12 protein-coding genes and 1 other RNA gene are annotated in these 14,143 nt (G+C 61.8%); all 13 read right to left on the reverse strand.

Annotated features, from left to right (window positions below; genetic code table 11):
- Position 1: 1 nt before the first annotated feature.
- The 13 genes from OK411_RS23160 to rnpB all read right to left on the reverse strand — a co-directional run bounded on the left by OK411_RS23160 (position 2) and on the right by rnpB (position 14,141).
- Complete coding sequence (locus OK411_RS23160; RefSeq protein ID WP_016773280.1) at positions 2 to 976, reverse strand: D-alanine--D-alanine ligase; 975 nt, start codon at positions 974 to 976, stop codon at positions 2 to 4.
- On the reverse strand, positions 973 to 2,433 hold the full coding sequence (gene murC, locus OK411_RS23165; RefSeq protein ID WP_024014243.1) for a UDP-N-acetylmuramate--L-alanine ligase: 1,461 nt from the start codon (positions 2,431 to 2,433) through the stop codon (positions 973 to 975). The genes OK411_RS23160 and murC overlap by 4 nt, the downstream gene beginning before the upstream one ends.
- Positions 2,426 to 3,496 (reverse strand): undecaprenyldiphospho-muramoylpentapeptide beta-N-acetylglucosaminyltransferase, encoded by a 1,071-nt coding sequence (gene murG / locus OK411_RS23170; protein ID WP_151551037.1) that lies wholly within the window; start codon positions 3,494 to 3,496, stop codon positions 2,426 to 2,428. The genes murC and murG overlap by 8 nt, the downstream gene beginning before the upstream one ends.
- A complete protein-coding gene (ftsW, locus tag OK411_RS23175; protein ID WP_016773276.1) occupies positions 3,486 to 4,703 on the reverse strand; it encodes a putative lipid II flippase FtsW in 1,218 nt (405 codons plus the stop codon). The genes murG and ftsW overlap by 11 nt, the downstream gene beginning before the upstream one ends.
- Positions 4,700 to 6,046, reverse strand: coding sequence for a UDP-N-acetylmuramoyl-L-alanine--D-glutamate ligase (gene murD / locus OK411_RS23180; protein WP_122752288.1), 1,347 nt, complete (start codon positions 6,044 to 6,046; stop codon positions 4,700 to 4,702). The genes ftsW and murD overlap by 4 nt, the downstream gene beginning before the upstream one ends.
- Positions 6,047 to 6,051: 5 nt before the next feature.
- A complete protein-coding gene (gene mraY / locus OK411_RS23185) occupies positions 6,052 to 7,134 on the reverse strand; it encodes a phospho-N-acetylmuramoyl-pentapeptide-transferase (RefSeq protein WP_016773275.1) in 1,083 nt (360 codons plus the stop codon).
- On the reverse strand, positions 7,134 to 8,501 hold the full coding sequence (locus OK411_RS23190; RefSeq protein WP_264365751.1) for a UDP-N-acetylmuramoyl-tripeptide--D-alanyl-D-alanine ligase: 1,368 nt from the start codon (positions 8,499 to 8,501) through the stop codon (positions 7,134 to 7,136). Before OK411_RS23190 ends, mraY begins: the two co-directional genes overlap by 1 nt.
- Positions 8,494 to 9,957, reverse strand: a complete 1,464-nt coding sequence (locus tag OK411_RS23195; protein WP_016773271.1) for a UDP-N-acetylmuramoyl-L-alanyl-D-glutamate--2,6-diaminopimelate ligase — start codon at positions 9,955 to 9,957, stop codon at positions 8,494 to 8,496. Before OK411_RS23195 ends, OK411_RS23190 begins: the two co-directional genes overlap by 8 nt.
- The gene (locus tag OK411_RS23200; RefSeq protein ID WP_174823877.1) at positions 9,957 to 11,696 is read right to left on the reverse strand and encodes a peptidoglycan D,D-transpeptidase FtsI family protein; all 1,740 of its coding nucleotides are present in this window, start codon (positions 11,694 to 11,696) and stop codon (positions 9,957 to 9,959) included. Before OK411_RS23200 ends, OK411_RS23195 begins: the two co-directional genes overlap by 1 nt.
- Positions 11,696 to 11,989: a cell division protein FtsL gene (gene ftsL, locus OK411_RS23205; RefSeq protein WP_016773269.1), complete on the reverse strand. Its 294-nt coding sequence runs from the start codon at positions 11,987 to 11,989 to the stop codon at positions 11,696 to 11,698. The genes OK411_RS23200 and ftsL overlap by 1 nt, the downstream gene beginning before the upstream one ends.
- The gene (gene rsmH / locus OK411_RS23210; RefSeq protein WP_024014247.1) at positions 11,986 to 12,933 is read right to left on the reverse strand and encodes a 16S rRNA (cytosine(1402)-N(4))-methyltransferase RsmH; all 948 of its coding nucleotides are present in this window, start codon (positions 12,931 to 12,933) and stop codon (positions 11,986 to 11,988) included. Before rsmH ends, ftsL begins: the two co-directional genes overlap by 4 nt.
- Positions 12,930 to 13,385, reverse strand: coding sequence for a division/cell wall cluster transcriptional repressor MraZ (gene mraZ / locus OK411_RS23215; protein ID WP_007917012.1), 456 nt, complete (start codon positions 13,383 to 13,385; stop codon positions 12,930 to 12,932). The genes rsmH and mraZ overlap by 4 nt, the downstream gene beginning before the upstream one ends.
- 402 nt (positions 13,386 to 13,787) lie before the next feature.
- Positions 13,788 to 14,141, reverse strand: an RNA gene (gene rnpB, locus OK411_RS23220) — RNase P RNA component class A.
- Positions 14,142 to 14,143: the final 2 nt, after the last annotated feature.

The raw sequence follows: 14,143 nt of genomic DNA on the forward strand, positions 1-14,143 counted from the left end.
CTTAACCTCGCGCCTCTGTTGCGCCTGCGTCTTCAACGCTGGCGGCCAGAATGGCCAGAACCAGTTGCTGGAAATCCAGACCGGCAGCCCGCGCCGCCATCGGCACCAGGCTGTGATCGGTCATGCCCGGTGCGGTATTGACTTCGAGGAACCAGAACTGCCCGTCGGCGTCCTGCATCACGTCCGCCCGGCCCCAACCGGCGATACCCAGCGCCTCACAGGCCTTGGCCGTGAGTTCCATGAGTTCCTGTTCCTTGGCCGCGTCGAGCCCGCACGGAATGCGGTACTGGGTATCGTTGGCGATGTACTTGGCGTCGTAGTCGTAGAACGTGTGCGGTGTACCCAGGGCGATAGGAGGCAACACCTGGTCACGCAGGGTGGCGATGGTGAACTCCGGACCTTGAATCCATTGCTCGACCAACACTTGCGAATCGTAGGTACTGGCCGCTTTCCATGCGTCGATCAACTCGGACGCAGAATTCACTTTGGCCATCCCGATACTTGAACCTTCATGCGCCGGTTTGACGATCAAAGGCAGGCCCAGTTCCGTCGCTGCGGAAATACAATCGGCTTCGCTGCACAGTACGGCGTGACGCGGCGTCGGAATCCCGAGACTGTGCCAGACCTGCTTGGTGCGCAGCTTGTCCATCGCCAGTGCCGAGGCGAGGATGCCGCTGCCGGTGTAAGGGATGCCGGCGCACTCGAGCAGGCCCTGCATGCTGCCGTCTTCACCGCCGCGACCGTGGAGAATGATGAACGCGCGGTCGATCTTTTCGCTGAGCAGACGCTGCAGGAAGTCTTCGCCCACATCGATGCCGAACGCGTCGACGCCAGCGCTTTGCAGCGCCTCGAGCACGGCGTTGCCGGATTTCAGCGAAACCTCACGCTCGGCACTCAGGCCGCCGAAGAGCACGGCGACGCGGCCGAAGTCTTTCGGCGCGATGGTGGAGAACAGCTTGGCGTAGGCAGCAGTCATTTCAACTTCCCCTCGACCGGCGCCGCCACGGCGCCGGCGAACAATTCACTTTTCAACAGCTTCGGCGCGAGACCGCCGATATCACCAGCGCCCTGGCACAGCAGAATGTCGCCGGCGCGCAGCAGCGGCTTGACCAGCGGCGCCAGGTCAACGCCCCGCTCGATGTAGATCGGGTCGAGCTGACCGCGCTGACGGATGCTGTTGCACAGCTTGCGGCTGTCGGCGCCCGGGATCGGCTCTTCGCCGGCCGGATAGACTTCCATCAGCAGCAGCACGTTGGCGTCGGCCAGTACATTGACGAAGTCGTCGTACAGATCACGGGTGCGGCTGTAGCGATGCGGCTGGTAGACCATCACCAGACGACGCTCCGGCCAGCCACCGCGCACGGCTTTGATCACCGCAGCGACTTCGGTCGGGTGGTGCCCGTAGTCGTCGACCAGCATCACGTTGCCGCCGTCGACCGGCAGTTCGCCGTAGACCTGAAAGCGTCGGCCAACACCCTGGAAGCCTGACAGGCCCTGAACGATGGCTTCATCGCTGACGCCTTCGTCGGTGGCGATGCAGATGGTCGCCAGCGAGTTGAGCACGTTGTGGTTGCCGGGCATGTTCACCGACACGTCCAGCGGCTCCCGATCCGGGCGCAGCACGGTGAAGAAGGTCTGCATGCCCTGCTGACGGACATTGATTGCGCGTACGTCGGCGTCTTCGCTGAAGCCGTAGGTCACGGTCGGACGTTTCACCAGCGGCAGGATTTCGCGCACCACCGGATCGTCCAGGCACATCACCGCCAAACCGTAGAACGGCAGGTTGTGCAGGAATTCGACGAAGGTTTTCTTCAGTTTGTTGAAGTCACCGTCGTAGGTCGCCATGTGGTCGGCGTCGATGTTGGTGACCACGGCCACCAGCGGCTGCAGATGCAGGAAGCTCGCATCGCTTTCGTCGGCTTCGGCGATCAGGTAACGGCTGGTGCCGAGCTGGGCATTGGTGCCCGCTGCATTCAGACGACCACCAATGACGAACGTCGGGTCCAGACCACCGGCCGCGAACACCGAAGCGATCAGGCTGGTGGTGGTGGTTTTGCCATGGGTACCGGCGACGGCGATGCCGTGGCGATAGCGCATCAGCTCGGCGAGCATTTCTGCACGCGGCACTACGGGAATGCGGCGTTCAAGGGCAGTCGCCACTTCCGGGTTGGACGTGTTCACTGCGCTCGACACCACCAGCACGTCGGCGGTAGCGGCATTCTCGGCACGGTGACCGATGAAGATCTGCGCGCCGAAGGTTTCCAGGCGCTCGGTGACCGGCGACGCTTTCAGGTCGGAACCGGAGACTTGATAGCCCAGGTTCAACAACACTTCAGCGATGCCGCACATGCCCACGCCGCCGATGCCGACGAAGTGGATGCGGCGGATGCGGCGCATTTCCGGTTGTGGCATGGCTTTCTGATTCTCAACCATGGGCCACCTCCAGACAGGTATCGACCACGCTACGGGTGGCATCGGGTTTGGCCAGTCGGCGGGCCGCTTGGGCCATTGCTTCGAGTCGTTGCGGTTGCATCAAGACCTCTGTCAGGCGCGCGGCAAGATCCGCGGCACCAGTCGTTCTTTGCGGCATCAGGAAGGCAGCGCCTTCGCGGGCCAAATAATCGGCGTTGCGGGTCTGGTGATCGTCGATCGCGTGGGGCAAAGGCACCAGCATCGAGGGCAGACCGGCGGCCGCCAGCTCACTGATGGTCAACGCGCCAGCGCGGCACACCACCAGGTCAGCCCAGCCATAGGCCTGGGCCATGTCTTTGATGAACGGCTGCACCTGCGCTTCCACACCCACGGCGCGGTAACGCTCGGCAGTCACTTCATCGTGATTTTTGCCGGCCTGATGAAACACTTCCGGGCGCAGGTCGGCAGCGACTTGGGCCAGGGCTTCAGGCAGCAATTTGTTCAACGGTTCTGCGCCCAGGCTGCCGCCAAGGATCAGCAAACGCGCTTTGCGCCCGGCCAGCGCCGGTCGCGATGTGTCGAGGAACAGCTCGCTGCGCACCGGATTACCGGTGGTACGGCGGCTGTCCGACAGAGTAAAGGTGTCGGGGAACGCTTCACACACTCGGGCGGCGAACGGCACCAGCAACCGATTGGCGGTGCCGGCGACAGCGTTCTGCTCGTGAACGATCACTGGCACGCCAGCCAGTTTCGCAGCAAGGCCACCAGGGCCGGTCACATATCCGCCAAAGCCAACCACGCACACCGGCTTCAGGCGGCGCATGATCGCCCGCGCCTGCCACACCGATTTCAGCAACATCAGCGGCGCCTTGAGCAGCGACAGCTTGCCCTTGCCGCGCAGACCGCTGGCGTCGATCCGGTGCAGTTCAAGCCCTGCCGCCGGAACCAGTTCGTTTTCGATCCCGCGTGGCGTGCCGAGCCAGTGCACGGTGTAGCCGCGCGCCTGAAACTCGCGGGCACAGGCCAGCGCCGGAAACACGTGGCCGCCGGTACCGCCGGCCATGATCAATACGTTAGCGCCCATGAGTCGGCTCCTCGGCGAAGTCGCTCTCCTGGAATTCCATCTCTTCGCTGCCCAGGTGGGTTCGACTCTCCCACTCGATGCGCAGCAACAGGCCCAGACAGGCGCAGCAGATCACCAGCGAGCTGCCGCCGTAACTGAGGAACGGCAAGGTCAGACCCTTGGTTGGCAGCAGGCCGACGTTCACACCGATGTTGATCAGGAACTGACCAATCCACAGGAACGACAAGCCGTAAGCCACGTAAGCGGCGAAGAACTGCTTGGCCTTCTCCGCCCACAGGCCGATGTACATGCCGCGAATACACACGAACACGAACAGCGCGACGGTGCACAGCGAACCGACCGCACCGAGCTCTTCGGCGAGTACCGAGAACACGAAGTCGGTATGCGCTTCCGGCAGGTAAAACTGCTTCTGCACGCTGTTGCCCAGGCCGACGCCCAGCCACTCGCCGCGACCAAACGCGATCAAGGCCTGTGACAACTGATAACCGGCGCCGAACTGGTCGGCCCACGGGTCGGCGAAGTTGGTCAGACGCGCCATTCGATAGGGCTGCATCTGGATCAGCAAAACCACCGCGCCAACCGCCAGCACCACCATCAGCGAGAAACGGAACAGCCCGACCCCGCCAAGAAACAGCATCGCCGCCGCCGCGCCCATCATGACTACGGTGGCACCGAAGTCCGGTTCCATCAGCAACAGACCGGCCATCGGCAGCAGGACGATGAACGGCTTGAAGAAGCCCATCCAGCTTTCGCGTACTTCTTTCTGCCGGCGCACCAGATAACCGGCGAGGTAGATCACCACGAACACCTTGGCGATTTCCGACGGCTGCACGTTGAAGAAGCTGAAACCGATCCAGCGCATCGAACCGTTCACTTCGCGACCGATGCCGGGAATGATCACCATCACCAGCAGGCCGAACGCACCGATCAGCATCATCCAGCCGAGGCGCTGCCAAGTGGCGATCGGGATCATCATGGTGACGATGCACGCGCCCAGGCCCAGCACCACATAGATAAGGTGGCGAATCATGTAATACAGCGGACTGCCCGACTGCGCCGCCGCCACTTCGGTGGACGCCGAGGCGATCATGATCAGCCCCAGACCCAGCAGCGCCAGGCAACCGGCGAGCATCGGGAAATCGAGGTCGATGCCACGCCCGGTGATCAGCGGCGACGGGTACGGCTTGATGATGTTTCTCAGGTTCATGCCAGTTCCTCCACAGCGCGGACGAACTGGTGACCACGGTCTTCGTAATTCTTGAACATGTCGAAACTGGCGCAGGCCGGCGACAGCAGCACCACGTCACCCGGCTGGGCAGCGGCGCGGCATTGCGCGACGGCGTCGACCAGCGAGGACGCGCGGATCAGCGGCACGGCATCACCGATGGCTGCGCCGATCTTGTCGGAGTCGCGGCCCATCAGCACCACAGCGCGGCAGTTGGCCGCCACCGGATCACGCAGATCGTTGAATTCGGCGCCTTTGCCGTCACCGCCGGCGATCAGAATGACCTTGCCGTCGATGTCTGCGCCCAAACCTTCGATGGCGGCCAGAGCGGCGCCAACGTTGGTGGCTTTGGAATCGTTGTAATAGGCCACGCCGTCGAGATCGCGGACCCACTGGCAACGATGCTCGAGGCCGGCAAACGTACGCAATGCAGAGAGCATGGCGTCGAACGGCAGGCCCACCGCGTGACCCAGTGCCAATGCGGCGAGAGCGTTGGACTGGTTGTGCGCGCCGCGAATCTTCAGTTCACGCACCGGCATCAGGTTCTGGAATTCGAAGGCCAGATACTTCTCGCCGTCTTCTTCGCGAATGCCGAACGCTTTGAAATCCGGTTTGCTCAGGCCAAAGGTCCAGCATGGCTGGCCTTCACCGATCAATGGACGGCTCAGGGCATCCTGACGGTTGACCACAAACTGCTTCGCGCCCCGGAAGATCCGGTGCTTGGCCAGGTGATAGGCCGGCAGACCGCTGTAGCGATCCATGTGGTCTTCGCTGATGTTCAGTACGGTGGCGACCTCGGCGTTGAGCTGGTCGGTGGTTTCCAGCTGGAAACTCGACAACTCCATTACGTACAACTCGACATCATCGCTGAGCAGATCCAGCGCCGGGGTGCCGAGGTTGCCGCCAACGGCGACGCGCTTGCCGGCAGCAGCCGCCATCTCGCCGACCAGAGTAGTGACGGTGCTTTTCGCGTTGGAACCGGTGATCGCGACGATCGGCGCCCGCGCATTACGCGCGAACAGTTCGATGTCGCCGGACATTTTCACGCCACGGGCAGCGGCGGCTTGCAGGGCCGGGGTCGCCAGCGCCAGGCCGGGGCTCACGTAGAGCTCGTCGGCACGGCAGAGGAATTCGACGTCCAGCTCGCCACAACGCACTTCCACGTGCGGATAGTCACGCTTGAGCGTGGCCAGTTCCGGTGGATTTTCCCGCGTGTCGGCCACAGCAAACGACGTGCCCCGGTTCGCCAGGAAGCGAACCAGGGACATGCCGCTCTTGCCGAGGCCGACAACGATGCGGAAGTGGTCAGAAGCGATCAGAGACACTCGTTCTACCTCAGCTTCAGGGTGGCAAGGCCGACCAGGACGAGAATCACGGTGATGATCCAGAAACGGACGATCACGCGCGGCTCGGGCCAGCCCTTGAGTTCAAAGTGGTGGTGTATCGGCGCCATGCGGAACACGCGGCGACCGGTCAGCTTAAAGGAGGCAACCTGAATGACCACTGACAGGGTTTCCATCACGAACACGCCGCCCATGATGAACAGGACGATTTCCTGACGGACGATCACCGCGATGGTGCCCAGTGCCGCGCCGAGTGCCAGGGCACCGACGTCGCCCATGAACACTTGCGCCGGATAGGTGTTGAACCAGAGGAAACCGAGACCGGCACCGATCAGCGCACCGCAGAACACGATCAATTCGCCCGCGCCCGGCACGTAAGGAATCAGCAGGTATTCGGCGAATTTCACGTTACCCGACAGGTAGCAGAAAATCCCCAGGCCGCCGCCGACCATCACGGTTGGCATGATCGCCAGACCATCGAGACCATCAGTCAGGTTGACCGCGTTGCTCGAACCGACAATCACGAAGTAGGTCAGCACGATGAAACCGGCGCCCAGCGGAATACTGTAGTCCTTGAGCATCGGCAGAATCAGCGTGGTTTCCACCGGCGTCGCGGCAGTCATATAAAGGAAGATCGCTGCGCCGAGGCCGAACACCGACTGCCAGAAATACTTCCAGCGGCTCGGCAGGCCACGGGAGTTTTTCTCGATGACTTTGCGGTAATCGTCGACCCAGCCGATGGCGCCGAACAGCAGGGTCACCAGCAGCACCACCCAAACGTAGCGGTTGCTCAAGTCAGCCCAGAGCAAGGTGCTGACGCCGATCGACGACAGAATCAGCGCGCCACCCATGGTCGGCGTACCGGATTTGGACAGGTGCGATTGCGGGCCATCGTTACGTACCGATTGGCCGATCTGACGGTTCTGCAGAGTACGGATCATCCACGGGCCATAGCACAGCGACAAGACCAGCGCGGTCAGCACACCGAGAATCCCGCGCAGGGTCAGGTACTGGAAGACCGCGAAGCCTTTGTAGAACTGTTGCAGATACTCCGCTAGCAGCAGCAGCATTAATGTTTCTCCAGACTGGACCCGCACAGAGCCGCAACGATGTTTTCCATCGCTGCGCTGCGCGAACCCTTGATCAAAATGGTGGTGTTTGTGTCCTGCTCGGCGGCGAGGGCCTGGATCAGCTCGGCCTGGTTGCCGAAGTGCTGCGCCTGCTCACCGAAAGCGTTTACGGCGTGGACCATGTTCGGCCCGACCGCGTAAAGCGCGGAAACCTTGCCTCGGGCGTACTCGCCCACGTCGCGGTGCCCCTGCTCCGCCCAGTCGCCCAACTCGCCGATATCGCCGAGCACCAGGACGGTGCGGCCGGAAAAGCCGGCGAGTATATCAACGGCCGCGCACATCGAGGTGGGGTTTGCGTTGTAGGTGTCATCGATCACGCGCATGCCGTTTTTCGCCAGTTGCGCGACGGTGCGCCCCTTGACCGGTTGCACCGCGCCGAGGCCGGTGGCGATGCCGAACAGCGAAACACCCAAGGCGTGGGCAGCAGCGGCGGCAGCCAGGGCATTGGCGACGTTATGAGTACCGAGCAGGTTCAGTTGCACGCGCTCGCTACCTTCTGGCGTGTGCAGGTTGAACGCCGGGCAACCACGGGCATCAGTGGCCAGATCGCTGGCGTGGAAATTCGCCTCGCTGTTGCTGAGAGCGAAGGTCAGCACCTGACGACCGGCAGCGCGGGTCTTCCAGATACCGAAAGCCTTGTCATCGAGGTTGAGCACGGCGATGCCATCGGCGGCCAGGCCTTCGATGATTTCACCTTTGGCTTCGACGATTTTTTCCGGACCGCCGAACTCACCGACGTGAGCGGTGCCGGCGTTGTTCAGGATCGCCACATGCGGCTTGGTCAGGCCGACGGTGTAGGCGATTTCACCGAGACGCGAAGCGCCCAGTTCGATCACGGCCGAGGTGTGTTCCGGCGCCAGCTCGATCAGGGTCAGCGGTACGCCGAGGTCGTTGTTCAGGTTGCCACGGGTCGCCAGCACCGGACCGCGCGTGCGCAGGATGCTCGCGAGCATTTCCTTGACCGTGGTCTTGCCACTGGAACCGGTCACTGCCGCCACTGGCTGGGTGAACGCAGCACGGTTCAACGCGCCGAGTTGTCCGAGGGCCTGACGGGTGTCCTTGACCAGCAATTGCGGCAGCGCGCTGCCGGCGACTTCGCGCTCGACCAGTGCCGCCACGGCACCTTTGCCGGCAACGTCGTTCAGATAATCATGACCGTCGAAACGCGGGCCGGTCAGGGCTATGAACAGCTGGCCGGGCTGGATGGCGCGGCTGTCGATGCTGACGCCGTCGAAACTCGCGTCAGCGCCGATCAAACGGGCTTCGAGCGCGTTGGTCAATTCGCTGAGTGTCAGGGCGTTAAGCATGGGCCACCTCCCACGCGGTCAGGGCATGATCGGCCTCGACCAGATCGGAAAACGCATGGCGCACGCCGTTGATTTCCTGATAGTCCTCGTGACCTTTGCCGGCGAGCACAATCACGTCATCAGCGGTTGCGCCAGCAATCAATTGCGCAATGGCCTGACCGCGACCGGCGACGAAGGTGACCTTATCCACAGCGGTGAAACCGGCACGGATGTCGTCGAAAATCACCGCAGGATCTTCGGTGCGCGGGTTGTCATCGGTGACCAGCACCTGGTCGGCGAGACGCTCGACCACTTCGGCCATCAACGGACGTTTGCCACGATCGCGATCACCGCCGCAGCCGAACAGGCACAGCAGTTGGCCTTTGACGTGCGGGCGCAGTGCGGTGAGAACTTTTTCCAGCGCATCCGGGGTATGGGCGTAATCGACCACCACCAGCGGCTGCGTGCCGCCACCCAGACGCTGCATGCGACCGGCCGGGCCTTCGAGCTTGGGCAGCACTTTGAGAATTTCGTCGAGGGCGTAATCCAGGCCAAGCAAGGCGCCGACTGCGGCCAGCACGTTGCTCAGGTTGAAACGCCCGAGCAATGTGCTGCGCAGGTGATGCTCGCCCTGCGGCGTGACCAGCGTGGCGCGCACGCCGTGGTCATCGAACTGCGCTTCGCGGCAGAACAGGTAGGCACTGCTGTCGAGCAAACTGTAGGTGATCAAACGCGACTCGCGCTTTTCCGCCGCCAGTTGCCGGCCGAAATCGTCGTCGAGGTTGACCACGCGGCACTTCAGGTCATTCCAGGCGAACAGCCGGGCCTTGGCCTCGGCGTACGCCTGCATGGTGCCGTGATAATCCAGATGATCGCGGGACAGGTTGGTCATCACCGCCACGTCAAACGCCAGCGCAGTCACCCGGCCCTGATCCAGACCGTGGGACGACACTTCCATGGCCACGGCTTTCGCACCGGCCTTTTTCAGGTCACCCAGGGTTGCTTGCACGGCAATCGGGTTCGGCGTGGTGTGCAGGCCGCTTTCCAGCGCGCCGTAGAAACCGGAACCCAGCGTACCGACGATGCCGCAATGCTGGCCGAGCAGGTCCAGCGCCTGCGCGACCAGTTGGGTCACGCTGGTCTTGCCATTGGTGCCAGTGACGCCGATCAGGTTCAGGTGATGACTCGGCTCACCGTAAAAACGCCCGGCGATGTCCGACAGCTGCGCCGCCAGACCTTTGACCGGAATCAGCGGCACGTCAGTGATCGGCAGCACGGTGGCGCCTTCGACTTCATAAGCCACGGCAGCCGCGCCGCGTTGCAAGGCATCGGCGATGTGCGCACGGCCATCGAAGCGGCCACCGGGCACGGCGAGAAACAGATCGCCGGCGCGCACGTTGCGGCTGTCCAGCGCCAGTTCACGGATCAACAGATCGTGGCCGGCGTGGGGGAATATCTTGTTCAGACTTAATGACATCAGCCGCGCCCTCCATTGGCTTTCAGCGGAACGACCGGGGTGGCATTGGCCTGTTGGGTGGTCGGCAGGTTGTCCGGGGTCACGTTCATCAGGCGCAGGGTGCCGGACATCACACGGCTGAACACCGGCGCGGACACCAGACCACCGAAGTAACCGGCCTTGGTTGGCTCATCGATCACCACCACGATGGCGTAACGCGGATCACTCATCGGACCGAAGCCGGCGAACAGCGAGCGGTAGGAATTTTCTGCGTAGCCCTTGGTGCCGACCGAGGTCTTGCGCGCGGTACCCGACTTGCCGCCGACGTGATAAGCCGGCACCTGCGCACGAAACACTCCGCGCGGCGCTTCGATCACTTGCTGCAACATGCCCTGCATGGTTTTTGCCACAGCTTCCGGCAGCACTTGGGTGGTCTGCGGCATCTTGTCGGTTTTGATCAGGGTCAGCGGCGCGAGGCGACCGTTGTTGGCCAGTGCCGAGAACGCATGCACCAGCTGGATCGCGGTCACGGAAATACCGTAGCCGTAAGACAAGGTTGCAGTTTCAGCCTTGCGCCATTCGCGGTAGTTGGGCAGATTGCCGACACGTTCGCCGGGGAAGCCCAGGCCGGTGTCCTGACCGAGGCCGACTTTCTGTGCGAGACGGAAAATCGTTTCGCCGCCGATATCGAAGGCGACTTTACTCATGCCGACGTTACTCGAATTGATCAGGATGCCGGTCAGATCGAGCACCGGCCCTTCGGTCTTCGACACGTCTTTGATGGTGTATTTGCCGATCTGCAACGAGCCCGGATACACCTCGACGGTGTCGCTCGGTTTCCAGCGGCCGGTTTCGATCGCCGCGCTCATGGAAATGGCTTTCATGGTCGAACCCGGTTCGAACACGTCGATCATGGCGCGGTTGCGCATCATCGCCGGTTGCAGGTTGCGACGGTTGTTCGGGTTGTAGGTCGGCTGGTTGACCATGGCCAGGATCTCGCCGGTCTTCACGTCCATGATCACCAGACTGCCGGCCTTGGCGCCGTTCTCGATGATCGCGTTGCGCAGTTCGCGGTTGGCCAGGTATTGCAGACGCAGATCAATCGACAACGCCAAGGGCTTGCCGGCCTTGGCGTTTTTGGTGACCTGAACATCCTTGATCAGCCGGCCACGGCGATCCTTGATGACTTGTCGTTTGCCCGGCACCCCGGCCAGCCATTCGTCATAGGCCAGCTCGACGCCTTCGCGACCGTGATCGTCGATGTCGGTAAAGCCGACCATGTGCGCGGTGACTTCACCGGCCGGATAGAAGCGGCGGAATTCTTCGATGCCATAGACGCCCGGCACTTTCAGATCGAGCACAGCCTGGCCCTGCTCGGGGGTCAGCCCGCGCACCAGGTAAATGAATTCTTTGTTGGCCTGGGCTTCGAGGCGCTCGCTTAGCGCTTTCGGGTTCTGGCCCAACGCGGCGGCAAGTGCCGGCCACTTCTCTTTGGCCGACTGCATTTCCTTGGCGTTGGCCCACAGCGTGGTCACTGGCGTACTGACGGCCAGAGGCTCGCCGTTACGGTCGGTGATCAGGCCACGGTGCGCCGGAATCGGAATGTGGCGCAGGCTGCGCGCGTCGCCCTGCCCTTTGAGGAAGTCACGGTCGACCACTTGCAGGTCGATGATGCGCCAGCAGATCGCAGCGACCATCAGGCCGAGCAGCGCCACCATCAGGCGGAAGCGCCATGGGAACAGTGCGCCTTCGAGTTTCATCATGGCGCCACCATCTTCACGTCAGCCGCGCCAGGGATGTGCATTTTCAGTTGTTCGGTGGCTAGCACTTCGATGCGGCTGTGCGCGGTCCAGGTGCTCTGCTCGAGAATCAGCCGCCCCCACTCGGCCTGCGCCTTGTCGCGCACGCTGAGTTCGTTATAAAGGGTGTTGAGCAACTGCCGGTTCCAGTGCGCGCTGTACGACACAGCAATGGCCGAAAACAGCACGCCGATAAACAGCAGCAGCATCAGAAAGCTGCCGCCGGGCAGTGGTTTGGCGAAAAGCTTGCTCACCGCAACTTCTCCGCGACACGCATGACGGCGCTACGGGAACGTGGGTTGGCTTTGAGTTCGGCGTCGGAGGCCGTCTGCGCTTTGCCGTGGATTTTGATTTTCGGTTCGAAGGCGACGTGGCGAACCGGCAGGTTGCGCGGCAGATTGTCGGCCTCGCCTTTCACCAGCTTGCGCATGAACAGTTTGACGATGCGGTCTTCCAGCGAGTGGAAGCTGATGACCACCAGACGGCCGCCAACTTCCAGCGCTTCCAGCGCGGCGTCGAGGCCGGCTTCCAGATCGCCGAGTTCGTTATTGACGTGAATGCGCAAACCCTGGAACGCGCGGGTAGCCGGGTTCTTGCCCTTTTCCCACGCCGGGTTGGCGACTTTCAGCACTTCGGCCAGATCGGCGGTGCGCTCGAACGGCTTGATGTCACGGCGCTCGGCAACGGCACGGGCCATGCGCCCGGAGAAACGTTCTTCGCCGTATTCCTTGAACACCCGGGCTATTTCTTCCACCGGCGCGGTGTTGACGAATTCGGCAGCGCTGATGCCACGGGACGGGTCCATGCGCATGTCCAGCGGGCCGTCATTGAGGAAACTGAAGCCGCGCTCGGCGTCATCGAGCTGCGGCGACGACACGCCGAGGTCGAGCAGAATGCCGCTGACCTTGCCGGTCAGGCCTTGCTCGGCAACCACCGAACCGAGCTCGGCAAAGCTGCGCTGCACAACGACAAAGCGGCCGTCTTCGGCCGCTAGCGTTTGCCCGGTGGCAATCGCTTGAGGATCCTTGTCGAATCCGATGAGTCGACCGTCCGGCCCGAGCTGGCTGAGGATCAACCGACTGTGCCCGCCGCGCCCGAACGTGCCATCCAGATAGCAGCCATCAGGACGTACGGCGAGAGCCTCGACGGCTTCGTCAAGCAGTACGGTGATGTGGTTAAAGCCGCTATCAATAGTCACAGGATCAAATCACGCAGTTCATCAGGCATCGCGCCCGGTTGTTGAATAGCAGCAAGGTCAGCGGCAGATACCGCGTTCCATGCATCCTCGTCCCACAATTGGAACTTGTTCAGTTGGCCGACCAGCATCGCGCGCTTATCGAGCTTGGCGTATTCGCGCAAACGCGGCGGAACCAGGAAACGACCACTGCCATCGAGTTCGAGGTCGACGGCATTACCAATCAATAAACGTTGCAGGCGACGGTTCTCTTCGCGAAGCGAAGGGAGTGCGCGCAACTTGGTTTCAATAATTTCCCACTCATCGAGCGGATAGACACACAGGCATGGATCAACGGCATCAATGGTCACGATCAATTGGCCGGAACTGCGCGAATCGAGCTCGTCACGGTACCGGCTCGGCATGGCGAGACGGCCCTTTGCATCGAGACTGATAGCGTTAGCTCCGCGAAACACGTCAGCGTTTCTCCAATTTTTATCGTTTTGAGCTCAAAAAACCCACTTCATGCCACTTTCCGCCACTTGCGCACACTATAGGAATGCGCCCACCACACCGTCAAGGCGCGGATTAAAGGAAAAGCCTTACAGAACGGAGATTTAGCGACGTAAAAGGAGGCTCAACGAGAATCTGACGTGAAGTTTTGGTCAATAACTTGATGCAGCACTGAAAGCTGCGCTCGAAAGTTAAAGTAGTTTGTTAAGAGTAAGATTTTTTCGGTATTACAAAGGCGCTTCGGCTGTTGATTGAAGCAGGGTGGGAAAAGGCTATTACCGCATTTGCCGCTGCCGGAATTTCAGACCAGGCCAGCTGATATTACACAGCCGCGTCTTCTTTGTTTCAAGCAGGGAAAGAAAAAGGTGGAGAGTCGATCTGTAAGCCGGGTTCTGTCTTGAACAGTCATTCGTCTACGATGGCCATCACTGGACATCTTTAGCAACCTACCCGGTCCCAGCGCGGGCCACGCCTTGGGACCCTATTTGGTCTTGCTCCAAGTGGGGTTTACCTAGCCACGAACTGTTGCCAGACGTGCGGTGCGCTCTTACCGCACCTTTTCACCCTTACCGGCGCTTGCGCGCTTAGGCGGTTATTTTCTGTGGCACTTTCCGTAGGCTCACGCCTCCCAGGCATTACCTGGCACTTCGCCCTATGGAGCCCGGACTTTCCTCCCCCCCCTAATTTTCATAGAGGGCAGCGACTGTCCGATCGACTCTCC

The organism is Pseudomonas sp. RG1 (genome assembly GCF_025910115.1).
Lineage (GTDB): Bacteria > Pseudomonadota > Gammaproteobacteria > Pseudomonadales > Pseudomonadaceae > Aquipseudomonas > Aquipseudomonas atacamensis.

Coding starts and splice junctions, on each gene's coding strand:
- OK411_RS23200 (WP_174823877.1), bottom strand. CDS start 11,696: ATGAAACTCGAAGGCGCACTGTTCCCATGGCGCTTCCGCCTGATGGTG.
- OK411_RS23160 (WP_016773280.1), bottom strand. CDS start 976: ATGACTGCTGCCTACGCCAAGCTGTTCTCCACCATCGCGCCGAAAGAC.
- ftsW (WP_016773276.1), bottom strand. CDS start 4,703: ATGAACCTGAGAAACATCATCAAGCCGTACCCGTCGCCGCTGATCACC.
- murC (WP_024014243.1), bottom strand. CDS start 2,433: ATGGTTGAGAATCAGAAAGCCATGCCACAACCGGAAATGCGCCGCATC.
- OK411_RS23190 (WP_264365751.1), bottom strand. CDS start 8,501: ATGCTTAACGCCCTGACACTCAGCGAATTGACCAACGCGCTCGAAGCC.
- murG (WP_151551037.1), bottom strand. CDS start 3,496: ATGGGCGCTAACGTATTGATCATGGCCGGCGGTACCGGCGGCCACGTG.
- mraY (WP_016773275.1), bottom strand. CDS start 7,134: ATGCTGCTGCTGCTAGCGGAGTATCTGCAACAGTTCTACAAAGGCTTC.
- OK411_RS23195 (WP_016773271.1), bottom strand. CDS start 9,957: ATGTCATTAAGTCTGAACAAGATATTCCCCCACGCCGGCCACGATCTG.